This window comes from Psychrobacter pulmonis, from assembly GCF_904846465.1.
GTDB lineage: Bacteria > Pseudomonadota > Gammaproteobacteria > Pseudomonadales > Moraxellaceae > Psychrobacter > Psychrobacter faecalis.
Window position 1 is genome coordinate 53,048 of sequence record NZ_CAJHAT010000003.1, and the last position, 21,269, is coordinate 74,316.

Here is a 21,269-nt window from a genome sequence, read left to right on the forward strand (position 1 = left end):
AATGGGGCATTTTAAAGAAAAGTAGCTGGTTAATGCAAATGATTTTCATTTTATTTATGGAATTGAAGCAGTTATTGAGCGCGCCAATAGACTTTTATGACCATATCTTGACGAGATAAACCAAGGGTGGATTTTAATCGTTGTCTTAATGACTTGATGTCCGTCGCTTCAAGCGCGCCCCATACTTTGCCAATCTTAAGAGGCAATGTCGTTAATCTTGCATGTAATAAGCTCATGATTTGTTCAGAGAGATCGATTGTCGGCGTTTTAATGATATGAAGTAGATTGTCTTGTAGAAAACGCTCATCATGACCTAAGTGCTGACAGAGATTGAGAGTGTGTAAATAACTGATGTCTTCTGGATCTTCGGTGATAGTAATGACAAGGGGCGGCAACGGATTTTGCCAGTTTTCTAATAGATTGGCGACGGTAGGTAGAGAGGTTTCATCGCAGATTAATAAGCATTGTCCCTCACTGAGGTGTTCTATTTTTTCTGGATAATCGCGCACCGTTTTTATTGGCATGCCGCAGACGAGAGAGCGTGCCCAATTACCACCTGGCGTGTCGCCATGGATATAAACATCTATCCAAGCTTGAACAGACGAGCGGATTGGATCTCGCCATGCTTTTCGCAGGGTGTAGTAGCGCTGTAAAGGTTTATCGTTATTTTCTGACTCACCATTTATGGTAGATAAAACTTCAGCATTTAACTCAAATAAATACGCGTAGCCTGGATGATTGAGTGGGATATTATCGGGTGCTGTGACCACCAGTCGATACATATTAGGGCTGACATAATAACCATCAATCACGCTAAAGTACTGTTCTTGAAGCTTGATCGTACGCTTACCAAGCTTAGTAGCGGATGCCTGCAATAACGCTATATATTGCTCATGTAGTGTCTCAGCGTCGCTAATAGGCACAAAAAATTTGATAAAGTATTGATGATTAACACTAGAAAGGTTTTCAGCGAGGCTGTTATCTGTAGAACTGCTATCTTTTAACGCATTAGAGTTATTTTGATACCGATTCATCGTCATAACATCTAACAAAAGGCCGTCAGGATACAGCTCTTTTATCGATACTATATCGTACTCGCCGACTGAGGCAGGGGTAAAGGCATTGATAAACATCGCAAGTTCATCTTGATGCTCTTCATTAAGATGGTGAATAAACATGGCTTTATCAGCAAAGGCTAATGGGGTTTTATCGGTGTCATAACGAGTAAGCGTTTCAGCCATAAAGGGTCATCCAAGCCAAAAAATCACATAAGGTTCATTCATATAACCGTCAAGTAAATGGCATTTGAAAATATAAGGTAGCGGAGAATAGAGATAAAAATAGCAAAAGTTTAATCAATAAGTATTGCGAGTCAAGCAAGGCGATAGAATTAGTAATCGATAATATGAATTAAAAATACCTAAGCGTTATTGATAACCATTAACATCTAGATTATTATTACGTTAATAAGGCTGACTGTCAATGCATTTATAAATAGGAAGTTGTGATTTGATTTGTAATGGATAAAGTTCATGCTAAAGAGTAGAAGGTACCCCGTCCTGCTCATCAGTTATTAAGCCATTGCATTTCAACACTTTATAAGCTGAGCTATGCTGAAGAAACCGTAGAGATAAAATTGGTAAACTAAGCGTATTAACAGGAGTTTTCTATGACCAAGAAAGTAAGAATGTAGTGGTCAACTAATTTAGGACATCTGATAAGAGGTTTTGGTTAAAGTAGCGTTTCTCTTTTTCTAGCGGTGTTAAATAATCATTAAAACTGTGCGGTCTCACGATTTGATAGTAGCCCCAGATATAATCAATAATGGCGCTTTTAGCTTCAGTAATATCTTCATAGCCGCCCTTGGGCATCCATTCTGTTTTAAAGCTTCTAAAGAATCGTTCGGTTGGGGCATTATCCCAACAGTTTCCGCGACGGCTCATACTTTGCGTCATGCCCTCACAACTGGCAACGGATTCAGCAAATGTCTTACTGGTGGAATGGGTTCCCTGATCGGAATGAAACAGCACGCCACTGGGTTTGAGCCTAGTGTGATACGCCATCTGTAGGGCTTTAGCGGTCAGCACGCTATCAGGGGAACCTGATACAGCAAAGCCCACCACACGCCGAGCATATAAATCTAAAACAACGGCTAGGTAGCACCAGCCACCCTTGATACGAATGTAAGTCACATCCCCCGTCCAGACTTGGATTGGGCGCTGTTGGGCTAAAGTTGCGAGCTAGGATATTGTCATGCGTTTTATGCGCCTCGTCAGCGTGCTTGTATTTGTGCGTCTTCAATTGACAGCTTTTAAGCCTCATCTGCGCCATAAGTTTACCTACCATATAGCGTGATAGCTTGATGTTGTGTTCATTCATTATTATGGCGGCAATGCTGCGAGCGCCTGCTGAGCGCTTTGAGTCGTTAAATATTTGACGAATTAATACCTTGTGCTTGACGGTTTCAAGACTGATGGGCTTGGGCTGCATGCCATAGTAGTAACTGCTTTTTATCACGCCAAACAGTTTGCACAGAAGACTTTTATTAACATGCTTGTCTTGCTCTGCAAGCTGACTGATTAGCGATAGCCGTTCAGGCTGTCCAAGGCTAGCAGAGCGGAAGCCTTTTTTAAGATGTCACGCTCCATAGTCAGCCGCTTAACTTGTTTGCGCAGTTCTTGAAGCTCGCGCTGCTCATCCGTTAAGGCGTTGCCGACTTTAGGTGCTTGGCCAGTTATTTCTTGACGGTACTGACTCAGCCATTTCTGTAGAGTGGATTTACCTATTCCTAAAGAATTGGCCACGTCAGGTATTTTACGTTTGTGGTCAACAACTAAGCTGATGGCTTCTAATTTGAATTCTCGGGTATATTGGTTGCGTTTGGTGGTCATACTATTTTCCTTCTTTGGGTTAGTATAAACCTCTTATGCGCTGTCCAAGTTTATTATGCCACTACAATAATCGCAATAAGCTGATACTGGACGCCTTGGAAGAAGCTCAGTTTATAAAAAATGATAGCCAGGTCGATGAGATACACACGTACCGAGGCAAAGAGATCGTCCCCGGTGGCCGTGTTGATATCGTCTTATGTGAGATTGATGACAGACGACAGTTGGCGAAATAACGCGGTATAAAAAAGTATATTGATTAATTAAATTGAGGACTCAAAATGACCAACTTACTAGCTAAAAGATTCGGCACCAGTCCACGCTTAGAATTACTCAGCGGTGAATGGTTAAAGCAGGGCATGGGTGCCAAGACCGTTAAGTTTGATATTGGCCAAGGTGGATTGCCTCCTGAAGTGAACTGGGAGGATAAGGCAGCTGCTATTGCATTGATTGAGAGTCGTCACGCTAAAGCGCTGGCGTCTTTGTTGGTATGGGGTGATAACGAATTATGGGACTGGTCAGAGTGCTTTGATATGGTCGTAGAGTATCTTGCGCTTAAGATGTTCGATAGATGCGTCGTAGATGGCCGTGAAGCACCTAGGGGCGGTAAGCAAACCTTAAAGGAGTTATCGTCGCTTGTAGCACGTATGACATTGCATTTTGAGCTATATGATTTGTGGACTATCTACACGGTTGAAGGACGATTGTTGTTTAGTGGGATAAAAATGAATGACAGAACTTACAGTAATTATTTCTTATGCTACCAACGCTAGATGCTAAATGACCTAGAAGAGTTGGTCCACTGTATTAATAATGATATTGCCAAGTATAGATCTAACCTAGCAATAAGCTGTGAGCTGGTTGAAAGCATGTAATTATGATGATGTCATTAGTCTGTCACATTAAGAATCTAGTATAGCGTCATACAAATTCTTGATTAGAAAATAGCAGGTAAGATGATGTTAGATATAAAACAGGAAAAAGACATACAAGTTAGCCCACAAAGTTTTGATGCCATTATGATGTTAGCAATCACTACGGTCGCAGATGATATTGGTGATGCTCCTACCATTGACACGCCATTATTTGATGAAGCTCGAGAGGCTTATTGCGCTGAGCTTTTACAAAGTATTGTTGAATGGCAAAAACAGAACAGCGAAGATCTTTTGTTTGACTCGAATGCTACTCAAAATTACACCTATGCTAAGCGAGAGGCATTAATAAAGGTTGCAGAGGTAAAGCTTTTTAATGCTTTGCACGAAGGAGACTCTATTAGTGAAGAAATGATGATGTAGGGTACTAATCCACTTAATAAAATTTAAAAAATAAAGCAAGGAAGAGCAGGCTTGTCTAGGTATTATTATATGACTTGACCCATGCCGCACTGTAGTGTTATATTTTCTACAATGGCAGTAATTGTAAATTGATTTAAATATGAATGTCTTGAACGAAAGATAACTCTCCGGTTCTTTCGTTTTTTTATTGCCTACGTTTTTGTACCCGATATGTGATTTTCCATATCGGGCTTTTTTATGTCTACGATTTAGCATGGAAGCTGATATGTGCGATCTAACCAACCAAGAGGCCTATGAGCTATGCTGAAGAAACCGTACAAGTAAACTTGGTAAACTAACGACTCAACGAGGAGTTTACCATGTCCAAGAAAGTTAGAACTTACAGCACAGAATTTAAAGCAGAAGCTGTCAAGAAGATAGCGGATAATAATGGCAATATTTCAGCTACTGCAAAGCAGCTCGGGATCGCCATGCAAACCTTATCTAACTGGCAGAATAAAGCCAATCAGGGCAAGCTTGTGGGCACTGAACAATACGATCCTGATCTTATGAGTGCTCTTCAAGAAATAAAGCAGCTCAAGCGTCAGCTCAAAGTGGCTGAAGAGGAGCGCGAGATCTTAAATGAGGAGGGATAAAGCGAAGCACTGCTTCGCCCCGACGCAAGATGAGAGCTATGCTCGAATGAGGCGACGGCGTACTTCGCGAAAAACAGCCCGTAAAGTACGCCTTTATTAAAGACAATCAGCAGATATTTAGCGTCACTACTATGTGCCGTGTATTGAGCGTTAAGCCCTCAAGCTACTACGATTGGCTAAGTCGTGACTTAAGCGAGCAGCAGATACATCGTAATCAGTGCGAGTTACTGGTTAAAGCTGCGCACAGTGAAACCAAGGAACGCTACGGCTTTGAGCGTCTACAGGCGCACCTAAACGGGCAAGGACATGATATCAGCCCTTACATGGTTAGAAGCATTAAAGAGGAGCATGGCATCAAATGCCGTCGCCACAAGCGCTTTAAAGTCACCACTGACTCTAATCACAATAAGCTGGTCTATGACAACGTATTAAATCAGCAGTTTGATATGCAAAGACCGAATCAAGCTTGGGTCAGTGACATCACCTACATCTGGACAAACGAGGGCTGGCTGTATTTAGCAGGCATTAAAGACTTATACACTAAAGAGCTTGTCGGTTACGCCATTAATAAACGCATGACTGCTGATTTAGTTTGCCGTGCACTCACTATGGCAATCAAGAACAAACGACCTCCCAAAGGGCTAATAGTCCACTCTGACAGAGGCAGCCAGTATTGCAGCCATGCCTACCACAAGATCATTAAGCAGCATCAATTTACAGGCTCAATGAGCGCTAAAGGCAACTGTTATGACAATGCGCCGATAGAAAGCTTCTGGGGTACATTGAAGAATGAGCTGATATATCATAAAGATTATAAAACCAGATTTACAGCCATCAACGATATCATTAGATATATCGAGCTGTACTACAACCAGACGAGGATTCAAAAGGGCTTGGGCTATAAATCGCCAAGACAGGTGTGGTTTGATTATTATCGTCAGGCTGCGTAATTAAAATCTCCCAAGTTTAACTGTACGGATTTGACGGCAGGGGTCACTTTAGGTAATGCGAGGTTATGTCTAAATACAATGATTGGTGCGCCCACAGGGACTCGAACCCCGATCGATCGCTTAGGAGGCAACTGCTCTATCCTGTTGAGCTATAAGCGCATAATGGAGTGCTATTGTAGAAAAAACCAGTTACAAAAGCAATGAGTAATCATTAAGCAGCGGGCTTTATGCTCACTTGCCATTGCTAAGGGCGTCGGCGACATCTACTTTCAGCTCGCCTGTTGCTTGTTTGGCGCCTGAGCTCGGTTTGAATAAATTATCCATATCGTTCTTATAGCCATCGATATTGTTATAATCATGCTGACTTAAGATGTCTTGTCCGGTACTTGAAAGCAAAAAGTTTCTAAAATTAATAGCAGCAGGGTTTTGCGTTAATACCACGCCATCTACCGCTTGCTCGCCTCGTAGGGCATAGCCAAAAGAACTCAGGCTACGGGTATTGGTATTATCGCTTTTGGCGTGAGCCGCCACTTCTGCATCAGCTTCATCTACGCCATCTTCTGCTTTTTTAACTTGGGTGCTACTATCATTTAATTTGTTCTGGTTGTGCTTGTCTTGAGCGGTTTTTAATTGTTCTTGCAAAGGCGCTAGGCGCTCTTTTGACAGCTTGCCATTCGCAATGATTAAATCGGTATCTATGAGAAAAGACGCGCGCTCATCGTCGGTGCGATGACTGTCGGCAAAATCATTATCGGATAACGTTAAAAGGGCAGCCGAAGGCACATAGTTTGTTAATATTTGCATATTTGGATAGCGTGCTTGAAAGCTTGCAATCACCGCATCTAAAGGTGCTTGCAGCCCATCTTCTGCTTGGATGTGCAAGGTGCTTTTCGCAATGGTATTTTCGTCATTATCCGCAGACGATGTATCATTGTTATTTGCCATAATCGGCAAAGGGTCCATATTTTTGCGGTTACTGGTCCATAACCAAGTAAAGATGGCGATAAAAATAATCAGCAGCAGTAAAATAAGCCCCGCTAATAGCAGCTTGTAATCTCTCATAAGTTACCGCTCTTTTTTTTGGTTAATGTGGTTAATTGATAGAGTAGATGATAAATGGTAACAGATTTATTCTTGATGGTTTAATACTTCGTCTACTAAATCTGCCAGCATATGAGCAAAGATGTCCGCGTCTTTTGCTACAGGTGCTGCCGTACTTGGCTCATTAGTTTTTTGTTGGGTAGGATTATTTTCGTTATTACTGCTAGCATCATTAGATACTACTTGGAAGCTTGAAACAGGCGCGTTTTGTTTATCAGTCGCTTGAGTAGCTGCCATATTAGTAGACAATGCTTGCAAAGCCTGATGCGCGGCCAATGGCGATTCACCGGTGGTAAGTTTGTCTTTAAGCCATTTAAAACCGTGGGCTTCCCACCATGCTTCAAAGCGTGGTAACGTGCTGCCACGCACCGCTGCTGGCAAGTTTAAAGTACGAAGTTTTTGGGTCAATATCGGGTCGCTAATGGCTTGATGGATGCTAAGATAAAGACCACTGCTATCGTCAGTATAAGGCTGCCTGTTTTGCCATGACCTATCATCAATTTTCATGCGGGGCAATTCCCACAGCTCACCGCGGTAGTATACAACATACAACCGGCGTTTAGGATGAACGAAAATGGCATCAATGGGGCGCATGGGCATAGTATTCTGTTATCTCTTTAACAAAAAAGTTTAGGTAAAGGGTAGAGCGACATCCGTTGTCGCAAGCGCTCTTGCTTTATAGGTGACGTGCTGGTAAACCACCGCGAACAGTGGCACACTGATCAGCAGATTGCGCACGTTATTAGCTTTTCTCACTACCAACCGTGTTATTAATACTCATCGTTTATTATTAGCGACAGTTTTACTGCCAAACACAGGGTGTTATGCATGAATTGGTACTATAATATCTACTGTTTTTAATCGATATTATGCTAGCAGAAATGCAACAGACTAACGAGCAGCAAACATAGATTGATGAGTGTTGCCTACCACGTTTCTTCTTCATAAAAAGTATGAAACCATACGCTATCATCAGCTTTGCCGTAAAATTTACACGCTCGTCGTGTTGTTTTTAATACTCAATTTTTACTATTCCAGCTTTATTCATTCAAATAGATTACCTCATTTATGTTTACCATTATTCAGTCGCACCGCACCGAGCTTTTAGTTGAGCAGTTGTTGGAGGCCTATAAGTCCAAAAATCAACCCATTTTTGAAGAGTTTGTTGTCATTGTGCCATCAATGGTACTTGGTGATTGGCTAGACAAGTCTATTGCAAGCCAAGCGGGTATCAGTACCTTAGTGACGACGACGTTTTGGGGTCAGTATCAGTGGATATTGATGCAGGATGTGTTGAGCCGCCACAATGCCTATTTATTAGAACAAAACCCTGTAGCGTCAACGTTGAATGTGCCTGAGGTGGCAGTGCTGTCACCAACGGTAATGCAGTGGCGATTGTTTGGTTATTTGACTTACTATCAAGAGGCGATTGTCGCTGATGAAAAACATCCCGTTCATCCACTGCTGGCGTCTTTGATTGATGAGCCGCAAGAAGAAGTTCAGCAGGATAAGGCACAGCAAGATGCGCGTATTTGGCAGCTGGCAAGTGATTTGGCGAGGGTGTTTAACCGCTATTTAACCCATCGTGAGGACTGGTTGGATCTGTGGTCACATAATAAGCCGCTTAATGTGGATGCGCTGATAGCGGATAAGGATGCACTATCCTTGCGCTTCGATAAGTATGCACGTGGCACCCCTGAATGGTTGGTGGCGCACTATGTAGAGTTAGAGGTCGCGCAGCGTTTCTTATGGTCGCATTTGTTTGCCGATGTGCATCAGCACCGGGTGGCACTTGAGGATACTTTTTGGTCAGCGCTAAAAAGCAACAAGGCGAATGAGCGTGCTCAACTGCCCAAAGTTCTGCGCATTTTTACCATTCAGCAATTGCCACAAACCGAGCTCGACTTTTTACAGCGCTTGTCACAATACATGGATATCACACTGCTGCACTACAACCCATCCAAGCTGTTTTGGGCGGATATTGTTGATAAATCATGGCTACAGCGTCAACAGATCATTAACCCTGAAAGCGTGTTTCTGCGTGATTATGGTCACAGTCTGCTATCACGTTTGGGCAAACAGTCGCGTGATACCTTTGCCATGCTTGCTAATTTATCGGGTAATGAGCAATACCAAGACGCACTCGTCGAGTGGCAAGATATTTTTAATGAGGGCGATGATAGCAATGATGGCTTGAGCGACGAGTTCAGTATTGATTTTGATGATAGTGCGCAACAGCTGCAAAAGAGCGTAAGCTTATTGAGACGTTTACAAAATGATGTGTTGATGCTCGATGAGCAGTCTACCCAGCAAGCGACCGCGGCCAAAGTATCGCAAGCAGTCAGTAAACAACTAGAGACCGGCTCTGATCAAGATGAGCAAGAGACGCCGTGGTATGACGATGAAGCATTAGAGAATAAACGCTTTGAGAAGGAGCGTTTTTGGGCAATGTCTGCACAAGATAATAGCCTAAGTATTCATTCATGCCATAGTTTGCAGCGTCAACTTGAAGTACTGCGTATTATGATTGGGCGCTGGTTGAATGAGCCATTAAAACCTGGTAAGAAAAAACGCCATATATCCGATATTGTCGTGTTGCTGCCCGATGTTGAGCGTCACCATGCGCTGATCAGCTCTATTTTCGTCAGTGGTAAAGGTCAAGACGGTTTGACCTTGCCTGCAAAGGTAACTGGTGTGGTCGATGCAGATATTCGTCAGCTATGGGAAGCCATTATTGGTTTTTATAAGCTGTTAGGCAGTCATAGTGCCCGCTTTGAAGCGGCAGAGGTGCTTGATTGGCTAATGCTACCACCGCTGTATGAAAGTTTTGGCTTAACCCATGATCAGATGAGCCGTGGTTGTGATTTACTGGTAGAGGCAGGCTTTATTCGCGGCTTTGATGAATGGCATCTTAAACAAACCTTAGATAGCAACGACTATGACTACCGATTTACCTTTGCTCAAGCGCTAGATAGATTAACCTTAGGTCTGGTGATGCCGGAGGCCAGTTTGAGCGATTGCTTATATCCTTTGGCACAGAAGGATTGGCCAAGCACTGCCTTGCCAGAGATGAGTTTGCCACTGCCGCAAGTGAGCCTAAACGATGCGATGATTGTTGAAGCGCTTTGCCGTATTTATGCCGGTTTGACCGCTCGCCGTGATGATCATACACAAAAACTTAAAGCGGAGGATTGGCTTGATCAGATTGAGAAACAAGTCATTCATCGCTATTTCGGTGATGTCGACCAAACCCGTACGATGCGCGCCATCTATAACGCTATGAATGGCTTTAAATCAAGCCTGAGGGCCAATCGTCACTATAGACAGTACGCCAGTAGCGATAGTGTCAGTAATGCTAACAAAAAAGAAGTAGAGCAAAGGCTTGCAGGCGTTGAGCAGTTGCCATTAAAGCTGAGTTTTATGCTGGACAGTATTGAGGCGGAGCTTGAGAGTCAGCAGGTCAGTGCCGAGCCGACTGGGGTGATTACCTTTGGTCGATTTGGTGCATTGAGGAACGTGCCTTTTGATTTGGTGGTGATGCTCAATATGGATCTCTCTGAATTCCCTGGGCGTGATCTTGATAATCGCTATGATTTGATGAAAGCCACTAATGCCCGTCGCGGTGACAGAGTCAGTGAAGATGACGATAATGGTGCGTTTTTAGACGCATTGCTGTGCGCGCGCAGTGCTTGCTGGATATTTTATAACGGTCAAAGTCTGACAGACACCCATGAGCACCTGCCCGCCAACCCAGTCAGTGAGCTATTACAGTTTTTGCAAGGTGAGGTACAGTGGCAGGTCAATTCGCTTGAAGCGTTAGACACATTGCCTCAGAATGTTGACTCTACCACCGAGAGCCTTAAGCGTTATTTACCTAAATTGATTAAGCAGTGGCTGGTGACGGAGCATCCAGCACTACCGTTTCATGAGAGCTTGTTTGAAACAGACATTGAAGACGCGGATATTTTTGAGCAAGCGTCTGACACTCCTAAGCTCAATTTGAATGAAAGCGCAGCTATCCACACTGAAAATAATATTCAAGACAACAGCCTTATTGATAATGCAGATGAGTTAGATGCTCTTTTGAATAAAGCTATGCGCAAAACCAAGCTTGCGCAAAAACGTCAGTTTCCGCCTGCGCCGCTTTGGCAAGCGGTGTTTGATACCTTAAAGGGCAGAGCATTTAGTGAGCATGCAGAACTGGTTGGTTTGCCTACCAAAGCACAGTACGAATCAATCGCTCAGCTGCTTGGTCAATCTCTAGGTCAGTTAGGACAAATAGACAATCAAACTTTAGATGCATTGGCTGAGATGTTGTCACTAGAAGCGACCGCTGTCTCCAGTGATTCTGGTGAGATTAATGACCTTACTAAAAAGGCACTTTCCGAAACTGTATTTAATATTGGAGAGATAGACGTTGAAGGGGTATTGGCCTATCAAGTGCGTCATCCGGCCAAGGAATTTTTGCGTACTCAAAAGGTACATGTGGTGCAAGGCGAGGAAGCGATGGCTCATCAAGAGCCGCTATTCCTGGACAGCCTGACGACCTATCAGATTAAAGAGTATTTGATTAACGAGCTGGCGAGCGATGCCGCCAATAACAGTACCGACAGCGCAGCTAAGCAAGACAGCCCAATCTTGATGTATCAAAAAATCATGCCAGCAGGTGTGGCGCGCCAAACGACCTTGCCTAATCAACAACAAAAACTGCAGCAGCAATGTCAGCAATTTAAAGAGCAGCTAATTGCTAATGGCTGGGACAATGGCTTGGATGATGCTCAGATATTAGAGGCGAGCGATATAGCTGGTTTGCAGCTACTGACCCCAACCACCGAGCATCCCGTTCAGATAGAGCTAGCGGCTGTATTAAATGATACTGATAATGCGCCATTACTGAATCTATTACCCCAATTCATTAAGATAAAAGGCTCAGTACCAATATTAGTACCAATATCAGTTCCTACATCAATACCAGCATCAGTAGCAATAGATGCTAATAACCATCGCGCTAATCTACAGGCAGGTGTGTCCTATGCCGAGCAATCCCCCAAGCAGTGGTTAAACATACTGCCCAATTCTGCTAGCCCCAAGCATTTAATCAAGTTTTGGTTGTCGCATTTGTATTGGCAAGTTGCCAGACGTACCACTGCTGAGCAAGTGGCTCTAAATGATGGGGTGAGTATTTGGCGTTTTAATAAGCCAAGCTCACAAGTCAAAAAGTATGAAAAAGTAACCGCCTTTAAGCTAAACCCTATTGTGTATGAAGATGCCGTGGTTGAGCTAATAAAATGGGCGATATTTGGCAAGCTAGTCGGTCAAGTGCCGATTACCTTATTGCCAGAATATGCGCTCAGTTATCTTGATAAGTGCGCAAAAGCGGCAGAGAGTGAAGATGAGAGCGGCAGCTATTGGCCAAAACGCGCAGACTTCTTAGATTGGCTAAGACCTAACTATCACGTAGACACGGTATATGATACCTGCTCGCAGCATGCCATTTGGCAATACGTACTGCGTGATCAAGACGCGTTTAAAGCTCTATCAGCAGCATTGACGACGTTAGCACAGCCGCTCTATGAGCCGATGTTTACTGCCCTACAAGGTCTAGATAGTTAGCTGGCTAGCTGGTTACTTAAAACTGTTTAAAACGGTTCGTTTTTTGCCCTTTGGCTTAATTGATAATAAAAAGTGTACGCTCATATGACAGAATTTACCGCCACCACTCACATGATGGACATTTCTACCCAGCCACACTCATCCGCTGAGTACCTGAATGAATCGCCTCACTTATTTGATACATATCAGAGTAGGACTGACAGTGAGGTTGCGAATGACGCCATGACTAAGCCTAAGAATAAGAATAAGGCGGATGTGATACCAGCGGTTGATGTTGCATTGACGGGTCGGCATCTTATCGAAGCGTCAGCCGGTACGGGTAAAACGTGGACACTAACTGGCATTGTACTGCGTCTGTTGATTGAAGCACGGCGTGCGCCAGAGCAAATCATTGCGACGACCTTTACTCGCGCCGCGGCAGCTGAAATGCGTCAGCGCATTCATGATCGTTTGGTGGATTTTTATCAGCTGCTGCAATGGGTGAATAGCCTGAGTGCTGACCCCGCTAATAAAGAGAGTTTGTATCCTCATATACTACAGGTGACACCTGATAGTAATAAGGATAAAAAGGCGAGCAAGAACTCAAGCACGGATTCAAACGCTGAAACAGAAACAGATGCTGATGAACTAAATCAAGACGTTGTTTATGACAAAGCTCACGACAAAAAAGCCACTGCTGAAAAGCGCGCACAAGCAAAAAAAGATCGTGAGGATTGGTTGGTCGCGCAGGCTAAATATGCGCGCTTAGATGACATCATGCAAGACCCTATCAATCTGCATTTGGTCGGCTACTTGCTTGATCATGTATACAGCTATCCCATGACGGAAGCCATTCGCCGTACGGCGTTGGTATTAACCACCTTGGATAAGCTGTTTGTCGGTACCCTCGATAGCTTGGCGCAAAAATGGTTGAAAGAGTACAGTAGCGAGACCGGTCATCAGCAAGGCATGGCTATTATTGAAGACAGCAGCATTGAGCAAGTGACGGACAGTATTATTCATGATGAACTGCGTCAGTTTCAAAGTAGGCTGTATCACGAGCAGCCTAAGCTGTATGCATTGATGGATCAGCAAGGTAAGCTGACGGCGGTTGGCGATCATAAAAGTTATGTGACTCGATCGCTTAATTTTATTTCTGCGCCGATTAATGAGGTAAAGCTAACCCAAGGTTTTGACTTTAGTTTGTATGAACAGCTATTACATGAGTTTGCGACATTGGATTTGGCAGATATTCAGCCGTATTTAAATCCTGATTATCGAAAATCTCAAGGGTTTAATGGGCGTTCTAATTTAACGACGCAGTTTGATGCCATTATTGAGGTGCATCAAAAAATAGCGGAGCATCAGCTGGCGTTTACTAATTATCTAAATGAACGTGAAAATAAGATTCTCACCTCATTGCAGGATTCTAGATATCCCAATGAAGAGGGCAAGATTAAGAATTTTAATAAGAATAAAGAAAAAGAGCACGAGGCGTTTTTCGCGTTAGAAACCATCAGTAAGTTAATAGCGATTTTGGATATGGTTGACGGTTTAAATCAGCACATTGTGTTGTTATTAGCCAATCTAAATCGCCATATCGTGCTTGCGGTACGTGACAGGCTGCCGGTTATCTTAGAAGAGCGCGGTGAAACCACCTTTAGCTTGCAGATGGTACGCTTAAACCAAGCATTAACCGGTCGGCAAGGAGAGAAGCTGGCGCGTTATATTCGTCATCACTATCCAGTGGCATTGATTGATGAGTCGCAGGACATCAATGGCGAGCAAGCCATTATGATTGAAAGCATCTATCTGCCGAAGCGTAAACCGTCGGCCAATGACAAGCAGGCTACTACTCATAAAGCCAACCATGAGTTTTTGTTGTTGGTTGGTGATCCTAAGCAGGCTATTTATGGGTTTCGCGGTGGTGATGTCGCCAACTACAATTATATGAAAGCCCAGTTTGACAAAAGCAGCCTTTGGACGCTCGATATTAACCGCCGTTCAAACGCCAGTGTGATTAATGCCCTAAACTGCTGGTTTGGTATGCCTGCGTCTGTGACTAATGAGAATAGGCTCGCACAGTTAGGCATAGGGATTTATTACCAGCACATCAAAGCATATAAAGAAGAAAATCAGCTGTCTTGGTTTAATGAGCCAGACATACTAACCAGTGACCTAAATAGCGATTTAGTGAGTGACTTGGTGAGTGACGTGCTCTCTGCTCAGCCAGTGAGTGTGTTGCACCTGCCTTATGATAAAGACAAGGAGCTTGAGTACGATGAGCATGAAATCACAGCGCGTCATATTGCGACCTTACTCAGCAGTGGTCAGACATTAAAAGGCAAGCCGATTCAGCCGAGCGATATCGGCGTGCTGGCACGTGCCAAAAAAGACTTAAAACGGGTGGAAGACGAGCTAGTAAAGCTCAATGTGCCGACCTTGACCACCAGTGATGTCAGTATCTTTGAAACCGTCATGGCAGAGGATGTGGCAGCGCTGCTGAGTGCCATGCTATATCCTTATCGTCATGACATGATTAATCGGGTGCTGACCAGTCACTTGTATGGCCTGAGTATAAAAGATATCAAAGCCATGATGACTGACCATGAGTCAGGGGTTGTAGATTTAAATAGCGCTAATACAAAAGCCGTTGATAATAAGAAAAGCTATCAAGACTTTATTAGCTATTTAAAAGAAGGCACACAGCGTTGGCAGCACTTTGGCATATTATCGGCCATGCATTACTTGTTAGATCAAAGCCCTGTGCAGCCGCAAGGCGTTTGGCAAGCATTAGCCGCGCATCCAGAAGGCGCGCGTCATATTATGGATTTGCGTCATGTGATGGATATCTTGGCACAGTATGGTATCGGCATGGGTGAATATGAGCTGCTAGCCTGGTTTAGACAAAACATAGATACCGCGCCTAGCAGTGATTGGGCTAAGCAGTATCCGCTACCGACAGAGTCTGGTGTGCAGCTGATGACCATTCATAAATCAAAAGGGTTGGAGTTTCCCATTGTTTATGTGCTGGGTATGGGCGATGCCAGTAGGAAGTCAGGTAATAAAGAAGAATATGGATTGTATCTCTATAACGCGCAACAAAACCCTAGCCAGCAAGGTGCTACTCAACAAGACGCTATTCAACAAAATCAGTCAGTGCTAGCTCAGCAATCGACAGGCAATCAGCGCCGATTCTCTCCTGTACAAGGCTCTGCGACCACAGAGGGCTACTATACCGATATGGAGACGCAAGAGGGCTTTGATGAGATGCGCCGGCTTGGTTATGTGGCATTTACTCGCGCCAGTGAGCAGCTTTATGTGGTGCTGCGGGATCCCCATAACAAAACAGGTTTTGAATTAAAGCCGGTGTTCTACTGGTTTGATTCACCAGAGCCAAAATTTGAATTGCCTGATAGACTTAAAGGCACTATAGGTATGATTAGAGGGCATAAGGTCAATGATTTCTATAACGTTAATTGTGCTGCCGCTAAAGCAGGCGCATTAACGGAAAATGAGCCGCTTGCCTCGATTAAGCCCAAAACAGAGCCTATTAAGTATGATGATTTTTCAGAAGTTATGAAAATCAATTACTTTTACGGTTGGGCTAAGACCAGTTTTACTGCTTTAGCCCGTCAGCTAGACGAATCAACGCAGACAATGGCTATCATGGATGAGCGTATTGATGATGCGATAGATATTGATATGACCGAAACCTCAGTTTCAGTTGTGCCATCACTGAATGATAATGATTCTGCCAACCAAGTCGATGAGTTAAGTCTCAAGCTAGAGGATGATATTCGTTTTACTTTTGTGAAAGGTGCCAATGCGGGTACATTTTTGCATGAGATATTTGAAAAAATTGATTTTAATAATAAATCGCAGTGGTCTGAGATTATCGATAGAGCGATCAGTAGCTATCAGCTGCCATTGGTATATAGCAGCGCTGAAACTCAAAGTCGTCTATTACAAGCGAAGAAGCAAGAGCAAGGCGATAGTACTTCATTAAATACTGATTCATTGGATTCGGACTCGATAGATGCTAGCAAGCATGAAGCTCTCATTGGTTGGATTGAGGAGGTGCTACATACGCCGCTATTAGCGTCCAATCAACCGTTACGCTCTATCGATGCAAGTCATAGGTTCGCTGAATTAGAGTTCAATATGGGACTGTCAGAGCGTTTTAAAGCACAAGATATTAATCAGCTCTTTGAGCAGTACCTGCCTAATGAAACCGACAAACATGTCAATCTGGTTCCGCAAAACAAAGCGCATTTATATCGTTATTTACGTGGTGAAATCGATTTGGTGTATGAGCATGCTGGCAAGTATTATGTCGTCGATTATAAAAGTAACTTTTTAGGAAATAGCCTAAGCGATTATAACGAAGCTACGCTCAAGCAAGCGATGTCTAAAGCAGGGTATTGGTTGCAAGCAGCCATTTATCAAGTGGCATTGCATCGGTTTTTGTCGATGCGAATTGCTGATTATGTAGGCAATGAAGCTAAGTATTTGGGCGCGGTGGAGTATGTCTTTTTACGAGGCGTATATGATCCAACCTCTCAGTTGGTGACTAAAGCAAAAGAGGCGAATGTACTGAGTGGCGGCGACTCAATAGCCAGTGAGACAATGCATGACAAACCAACAAACAGTGCCCGCTATGGACTGGTGACATGGGATATTCCTATTGATTTTATTAAGGCCTTAGATGCATTGTTTGGCATGCCCAGTTAGCAGGGTACACAAAATGAATGCAATTACGAATTTGATGCAACAAATTACTGTAGCGATTAATCCTATAAGTATAGAGAAAAACAGACCATGAGTAATAATTTATGAATAATAATAAGAGCAGCGCTGCTATTAGCTTACAAGAAAGCTGGGCCAGCAACATCAGTGACTATATTTTGCTGCGCCGTCAGCAAACGCATTTAGCGTATAACGTGACCGATGCCAAGCTTAATACTGGTAGTGAAAAAATAGACAGAACACCAGACAGCGGTTTATTTGCAGCCTTATTTACTATGTTAGCCGCGCATTTAGAAGAGGGGCATACTGTACTCACCATTCAGGAAACTGAGCACGAAGTACCGCTCAGCGGTCATATCAATGACGAAGTGGTGACACTATATGCTTGGCAACAGCAGCTGTTAGAGATGCTAGCAATGCCGCTTATTGCCTTGAATGACACTCAAATAGAGGTTCAATCAGAGGTGGGTATTGAGGTATCAATATTCGTACTGCTAGAGAACTTGTTTGCTAAGCAAGACCAGCTATGGGCGCAGCTGGCACTCAGTAATCATGAAAAAGAGATCTTGGTTAAAAGGCTTGATACAGTAGCGGCACTCTACCAATTATTGAAAAATAGTAACTTAACGTTTTTTTCTAAGTTAATCGATGAGCACACTTTGTTCGCTGACGTTAATGCTAATACAAACCAGAATGAAAATATAAATAGCCTAAGCAAAAATAATCAACCTATCGTTTATCAGCTTGTAAATAACAAAAAGGCTGATAAACAAAACGCAGCAATCACTTTTTGGTTACACAGAGCTTGGCAAGCAGAATTTAACTTAGCCGCGCGCATCAACACTATTTTAGACCATCAGGTAACACCGCTAGAGATAGCAATACCCGAAAACCTACACGAAAATCAGATAAAGGCAATTAATGTCGCCAATAACAACGCCTTTAGCATTATTACTGGTGGACCCGGTACGGGGAAGACCTACACCGTTGCTCAGCTAGTGATTGCACTGCAACAGGCAACAGAGAGTGGGGCAGATGCGTCTAAAAGCATTAGATTTAGCACTGACAGTGCTAGCTTGGCATTAGCAGCCCCAACTGGTAAAGCGGCACAGCGTATGCAAGAGTCTTTGCAAGCCGCGTTAGACACCGCGAATGTCGAACTACAATTACAAGAAGCCAAAACCATTCATCGCTTGCTAGGTATCGGACGTACTGGCAGACCGCGTTATGATGCTAATAATCCACTGGGCGAGGATATTATTATCGTCGATGAGGCGTCGATGCTAGGGGTGGAGCTGGCGAACTATCTTGTGAGTGCGGTAAAGCCTGGCGCAAGGCTGATACTACTAGGAGATGCAAACCAATTGGCAGCTGTAGATGCAGGGGCGGTACTGGCTGACTTGTGCCGCATTCCGCGGTTAGAGCCTATCCATGCAGAGCTAACAGAGAGTCGTCGATTTACATCAGATTCGGGTATTGGTAAGCTTGCTTATCAAATTAATAAGGCAAAGACAGATACTCATACTATTTGGCAGCTGTTAAAGCATGATAAGGTACTGAGTTTTCAATATGTGAATAACATTAACCCCTTACAAACAGAAGCTTCTCTACATAATGAAATAGAAAATAGCCTAAGCAAGAATAAAAATATCTCAAACCTCACATCAAACTACCATACTTACATAAACAAAATAAAAACGCTGCTGATAAATCCAATAGAAAAATCCGTGCCAGAATCAGTTAAAGATACCATTGCTTCATTAATGGAAACCTTTAATCAGTTCAGGGTGTTAACTGCTGGCCATAATGGCGAGTGGGGCGACCATTATATTAATAAATACTTTACTCAATGGCACCTTGCTGAGCTTAAGCTACCACTGGGTCAAAACACATGGTTTCATGGTCGTCCCGTTATGGTCCTTCAAAACAATTATGAGCTAGGATTATTTAATGGCGATATTGGGTTTTGTTTGCAAACTGGTAATGAGCGTAGTCGACTCGAAGTGTTTTTTGAAAACAAGAAGCAAGGGATAGCCGTCAATCTTCTCAATGAAGAGGTGATCGCCACAGCCTATGCGATGACTATTCACAAATCGCAAGGGTCTGAGTTTGATCATGTGGCCATTACTTTTGATAATAGTCATGCAAGATTGCTGAGTAAAGAACTTATTTATACCGCTGTGACCCGTGCCAAAAAACAGGTAACCATATATAGTACGAAATCCGCTTTGGAAAAGGCCGTCCAAACACCCACTGAGCGCCATACGGGTTTGGCATTGCAATTTTAATTGCCCCTGACTACAATCAAAGCAATAAGCAATAAAAAAGCATCCAGTCGGATGCTTTTTTATTATGCGATACATTCAAAACACTCAACCAAAGAATGACTAGATTTTGTCTTCTTTAATAGCGTAGATACCAGGCAGATGACGCAAGTAACCATGGAAATCCATGCCACAGCCATAGACATAACGATCTGCAACGTTGATACCAACAAAATCAACATCAAAGTCTGCAACTTTGCGATCATGCTCTTTATTGAGTAATACGCAACATTCAATCGATAAGGGTTTTTCTTTACCTAATTCTTCAACAATGGCTTTTAAAGTAATACCTTCGTCAAAAATATCATCGATTAATAAAACGTGTTCGCCTTCGATACTTACGTCAGGCTTAAATTTCCAATCAAGCTCATTGGTACCCGCATTATCACGATAGCGTGATGCATGGATATAATGCATGCGATGGTAAAAGGTTAGATGAGTCAATAGTTGACCGGCTGGGATAAGTCCGCCGTTCATAACGACCATCACGATTGGATTTAAACCGGCATAATGTAGATTGAGCTGGGCGGCCAAGCGCTCATAAGCAGCGGCTACTTCGATACTGCTGATCAGGCACTCTGAGTTGCGCAGGGTTTTTTCAATTTCTTGGTTGTTAATTTGGGTCATGAGTTGCGCCTTTGATAAAAGTGCCGCCTATTTTAGCAAATTTTAGCAAATTTGCCCAACACTACCGTTTTAATAAAAACATAATAGTTGCTAATACAACCGCTATTCAGGTTTTTTTACGATAAATGGGCGATAATAATTGGCCAAACGATTCAATGATGCATCAGGTAGATCAGGCAGTAATTTATTTAGTGCCATGGTCATTCCTTTATCGATAGCTGCTTTGGCAACTGGCACAGATTTGCGCTTAATCATGCCAAGCTTCAACGTTTCCGCATAGCGACTAATGAAATGCGTTAACGTTTCTTCATTCATCGTTTCAAGTGCCGTTTTAAACGTTTTCATATCTACGTGTTCAGGAGTAACCGCTGCAAAACCAGCATCAATGATTTTGGCGTCAGCATCTGACAATTTAAAACCGATACGCTTTTCACCTTCGTTATCGATAAAGGTCGCTTTATCACGTAAAAAATGAAAACTCGGCAACACTTCTTCGTTATTCTCTTTACCCAATAAAATATTAAGCAGCGTGTCAGTTGCTTTTTCGACCGTACCGACCACTTTACGCATGGCGGCTTGGCGCTCAGGATTTGGAATAATATCTACCAGTCCAACCAATAATTTATCGGTGAGGTCACGCGCCGTTTGGTGGGTTAAGGCATCACGATAGGGGTAGTAATCTGTTTCTACGTTTGATTCAACGATTTGCTCTGCCTCAATAATCAGCGCTTTTAATTCATCTGACGGTATAAATCCAAAATAATGGGCCATTCTAACTCCTGTATTTATCGTTTTTAATGTTTCACCAACGTTACAATTACTGCCAAATGAGTTACTATTTAAGGCATAGAATGCTAAGTCACACAAGAAGTAAAGACTCACCATACTTCATGGCTAATTGGTCAAGCGTTTTGACCTTAAAATACTATGCTTTATTAGCCAGTAATCACAAGAAGATATGCTGTTATCTCATTGATAGCTGTTTTCTTAGCAACTGTTTCTTGAAGAACAGTGAGCCGAGCCTTTCACTGCTCACTAATCTAGCATATTTTTAAGATTTTGATTTAAAAAGCTTGAACTTGTAAGGCTATCTAATACTTGTCTAGGG

General features: G+C 43.1%; 12 protein-coding genes, 1 tRNA gene and 3 pseudogenes. 7 read left to right on the forward strand and 9 right to left on the reverse strand.

Annotation, left to right across the window (positions count from 1 at the left end; all coding sequences use genetic code 11):
* Nucleotides 1-71: 71 nt before the first annotated feature.
* From JMX70_RS06675 to JMX70_RS06690, 4 genes and pseudogenes are all read right to left on the reverse strand, one after another.
* Nucleotides 72-1,241, reverse strand: a complete 1,170-nt coding sequence (locus JMX70_RS06675) for a siderophore-interacting protein (protein ID WP_201590701.1) — start codon at nucleotides 1,239-1,241, stop codon at nucleotides 72-74.
* 459 nt (nucleotides 1,242-1,700) lie between these two features.
* Nucleotides 1,701-2,216 (reverse strand): annotated as a pseudogene (locus JMX70_RS06680) (IS3 family transposase); the annotation flags it as partial.
* Between the two features lie 103 nt (nucleotides 2,217-2,319).
* A pseudogene (locus JMX70_RS12665) lies at nucleotides 2,320-2,490 on the reverse strand (transposase); the annotation flags it as partial.
* Nucleotides 2,491-2,579: 89 nt separating this feature from the next.
* Complete coding sequence (locus JMX70_RS06690; protein ID WP_201590703.1) at nucleotides 2,580-2,891, reverse strand: transposase; 312 nt, start codon at nucleotides 2,889-2,891, stop codon at nucleotides 2,580-2,582.
* A gap of 35 nt (nucleotides 2,892-2,926) precedes the next feature.
* Between JMX70_RS06690 and JMX70_RS06695 the strand changes: the two genes are divergently transcribed.
* The 4 genes and pseudogenes from JMX70_RS06695 to JMX70_RS06710 all read left to right on the forward strand — a co-directional run bounded on the left by JMX70_RS06695 (nucleotide 2,927) and on the right by JMX70_RS06710 (nucleotide 5,768).
* Nucleotides 2,927-3,124, forward strand: a complete 198-nt coding sequence (locus tag JMX70_RS06695) for a RusA family crossover junction endodeoxyribonuclease (protein WP_145989792.1) — start codon at nucleotides 2,927-2,929, stop codon at nucleotides 3,122-3,124.
* A gap of 45 nt (nucleotides 3,125-3,169) precedes the next feature.
* A complete protein-coding gene (locus tag JMX70_RS06700; protein WP_201590706.1) occupies nucleotides 3,170-3,661 on the forward strand; it encodes a hypothetical protein in 492 nt (163 codons plus the stop codon).
* A 183-nt stretch (nucleotides 3,662-3,844) separates the two neighbouring features.
* Nucleotides 3,845-4,183 carry a hypothetical protein gene (locus JMX70_RS06705; RefSeq protein ID WP_225211716.1) on the forward strand — a complete coding sequence of 113 codons (339 nt, stop codon included), beginning with the start codon at nucleotides 3,845-3,847 and terminating at the stop codon, nucleotides 4,181-4,183.
* A 359-nt stretch (nucleotides 4,184-4,542) separates the two neighbouring features.
* Nucleotides 4,543-5,768, forward strand: a pseudogene (locus tag JMX70_RS06710) (IS3 family transposase).
* A gap of 83 nt (nucleotides 5,769-5,851) precedes the next feature.
* On the opposite strand, the gene JMX70_RS06715 reads toward JMX70_RS06710, so the two are convergent.
* From JMX70_RS06715 to JMX70_RS06725, 3 genes are all read right to left on the reverse strand, one after another.
* Nucleotides 5,852-5,927: transfer RNA gene (locus JMX70_RS06715), tRNA-Arg, on the reverse strand.
* 72 nt (nucleotides 5,928-5,999) lie between these two features.
* Nucleotides 6,000-6,830, reverse strand: a complete 831-nt coding sequence (locus JMX70_RS06720) for a hypothetical protein (protein WP_201590708.1) — start codon at nucleotides 6,828-6,830, stop codon at nucleotides 6,000-6,002.
* 66 nt (nucleotides 6,831-6,896) lie between these two features.
* Complete coding sequence (locus tag JMX70_RS06725) at nucleotides 6,897-7,469, reverse strand: hypothetical protein (protein WP_201590711.1); 573 nt, start codon at nucleotides 7,467-7,469, stop codon at nucleotides 6,897-6,899.
* 468 nt (nucleotides 7,470-7,937) lie between these two features.
* Here JMX70_RS06725 and JMX70_RS06730 point away from each other — a divergent pair, with 468 nt between their 5' ends.
* The 3 genes from JMX70_RS06730 to recD all read left to right on the forward strand — a co-directional run bounded on the left by JMX70_RS06730 (nucleotide 7,938) and on the right by recD (nucleotide 19,498).
* Nucleotides 7,938-12,482 carry an exodeoxyribonuclease V subunit gamma gene (locus tag JMX70_RS06730; RefSeq protein WP_201590714.1) on the forward strand — a complete coding sequence of 1,515 codons (4,545 nt, stop codon included), beginning with the start codon at nucleotides 7,938-7,940 and terminating at the stop codon, nucleotides 12,480-12,482.
* Nucleotides 12,483-12,566: 84 nt separating this feature from the next.
* A complete protein-coding gene (locus JMX70_RS06735; protein ID WP_201590717.1) occupies nucleotides 12,567-17,195 on the forward strand; it encodes a UvrD-helicase domain-containing protein in 4,629 nt (1,542 codons plus the stop codon).
* A 101-nt stretch (nucleotides 17,196-17,296) separates the two neighbouring features.
* Entirely contained in the window at nucleotides 17,297-19,498 is a 2,202-nt protein-coding gene (recD, locus tag JMX70_RS06740) for an exodeoxyribonuclease V subunit alpha (RefSeq protein ID WP_201590720.1), read from the forward strand.
* Nucleotides 19,499-19,597: 99 nt separating this feature from the next.
* On the opposite strand, the gene JMX70_RS06745 is transcribed toward recD, so the two are convergent.
* Both JMX70_RS06745 and JMX70_RS06750 read right to left on the reverse strand, forming a co-directional pair.
* A complete protein-coding gene (locus JMX70_RS06745; RefSeq protein WP_068404752.1) occupies nucleotides 19,598-20,161 on the reverse strand; it encodes a hypoxanthine-guanine phosphoribosyltransferase in 564 nt (187 codons plus the stop codon).
* Nucleotides 20,162-20,263: 102 nt separating this feature from the next.
* Nucleotides 20,264-20,932 (reverse strand): hypothetical protein, encoded by a 669-nt coding sequence (locus JMX70_RS06750; RefSeq protein ID WP_068404750.1) that lies wholly within the window; start codon nucleotides 20,930-20,932, stop codon nucleotides 20,264-20,266.
* Between the last annotated feature and the right edge of the window lie 337 nt (nucleotides 20,933-21,269).

Coding starts and splice junctions, on each gene's coding strand:
- JMX70_RS06675 (WP_201590701.1), bottom strand. CDS start 1,241: ATGGCTGAAACGCTTACTCGTTATGACACCGATAAAACCCCATTAGCC.
- JMX70_RS06690 (WP_201590703.1), bottom strand. CDS start 2,891: ATGACCACCAAACGCAACCAATATACCCGAGAATTCAAATTAGAAGCC.
- JMX70_RS06695 (WP_145989792.1), top strand. CDS start 2,927: ATGCGCTGTCCAAGTTTATTATGCCACTACAATAATCGCAATAAGCTG.
- JMX70_RS06700 (WP_201590706.1), top strand. CDS start 3,170: ATGACCAACTTACTAGCTAAAAGATTCGGCACCAGTCCACGCTTAGAA.
- JMX70_RS06705 (WP_225211716.1), top strand. CDS start 3,845: ATGATGTTAGATATAAAACAGGAAAAAGACATACAAGTTAGCCCACAA.
- JMX70_RS06720 (WP_201590708.1), bottom strand. CDS start 6,830: ATGAGAGATTACAAGCTGCTATTAGCGGGGCTTATTTTACTGCTGCTG.
- JMX70_RS06725 (WP_201590711.1), bottom strand. CDS start 7,469: ATGCCCATGCGCCCCATTGATGCCATTTTCGTTCATCCTAAACGCCGG.
- JMX70_RS06730 (WP_201590714.1), top strand. CDS start 7,938: ATGTTTACCATTATTCAGTCGCACCGCACCGAGCTTTTAGTTGAGCAG.
- JMX70_RS06735 (WP_201590717.1), top strand. CDS start 12,567: ATGACAGAATTTACCGCCACCACTCACATGATGGACATTTCTACCCAG.
- recD (WP_201590720.1), top strand. CDS start 17,297: ATGAATAATAATAAGAGCAGCGCTGCTATTAGCTTACAAGAAAGCTGG.
- JMX70_RS06745 (WP_068404752.1), bottom strand. CDS start 20,161: ATGACCCAAATTAACAACCAAGAAATTGAAAAAACCCTGCGCAACTCA.
- JMX70_RS06750 (WP_068404750.1), bottom strand. CDS start 20,932: ATGGCCCATTATTTTGGATTTATACCGTCAGATGAATTAAAAGCGCTG.